Origin of the sequence: Burkholderia sp. RS01, assembly GCF_039748055.1 — a bacterium.
Taxonomy (GTDB): Bacteria; Actinomycetota; Actinomycetes; order Actinomycetales; family Micrococcaceae; genus Arthrobacter.
The window spans coordinates 1-724 of record NZ_JBDLAK010000055.1; the positions used below are offsets into that span (position 1 = coordinate 1).

1 protein-coding gene is annotated in these 724 nt (G+C 68.2%); it reads left to right on the forward strand.

Going from position 1 to position 724, the window contains the following annotated elements; all coding sequences use genetic code 11:
- Window positions 1-724 (forward strand): L-serine ammonia-lyase (locus tag ABFP37_RS22485; protein WP_347035031.1); only part of this gene is annotated, 724 nt, incomplete at both ends.

The window sequence follows — 724 nt, forward strand, 5'->3', positions numbered from 1 at the left end:
TGCCGCTGCCGTTCCGCACCGCAGCCGAGTTGCTGGGCCGCTGCCAGTCCAAGGGTCTGTCCATCGGCGAGGTCATGTTCGTCAATGAACGTGCTTCCCGCACCGAGGAGGAGATCCGGGAGGGGCTGCTGCATATTTATTCGGTGATGGAGGGCTGTGTGGAAACCAGCCTCCGGCGTGAGGGGCTGCTGCCGGGCGGGCTGAAGGTCCGCCGTCGTGCGCCGGACTGGCACGAGCGGCTGCTGAAGGAGAGCCGGGACCAGGATCCCGATTACCGGGACCCGAAGTACTGGCAGGAGTGGGTGAACCTGATTGCCCTGGCGGTGAACGAGGAGAACGCCTCCGGCGGCAGGGTGGTTACCGCGCCGACCAACGGCGCCGCGGGCATCATCCCGGCGGTGCTGTACTACGCGCTGCACTTCGCCCCGGGCATGGATCAGGCGACCCAGCAGGATCGTGACGATGTGGTGGTGAAGTTCCTGCTCACGGCGGGTGCGATCGGGGTGTTGTACAAGGAGCAGGCGTCGATTTCCGGGGCCGAGGTGGGCTGCCAGGGCGAGGTGGGCTCGGCGTCGTCGATGGCCGCCGCGGGGCTGGCCGAGGTCATGGGCGGCACGCCGGCGCAGGTGGAGAACGCGGCCGAGATCGCGATGGAGCACAACCTGGGCCTGACCTGCGATCCGATCGGCGGGCTGGTGCAGGTGCCGTGCATCGAGCGGAACGC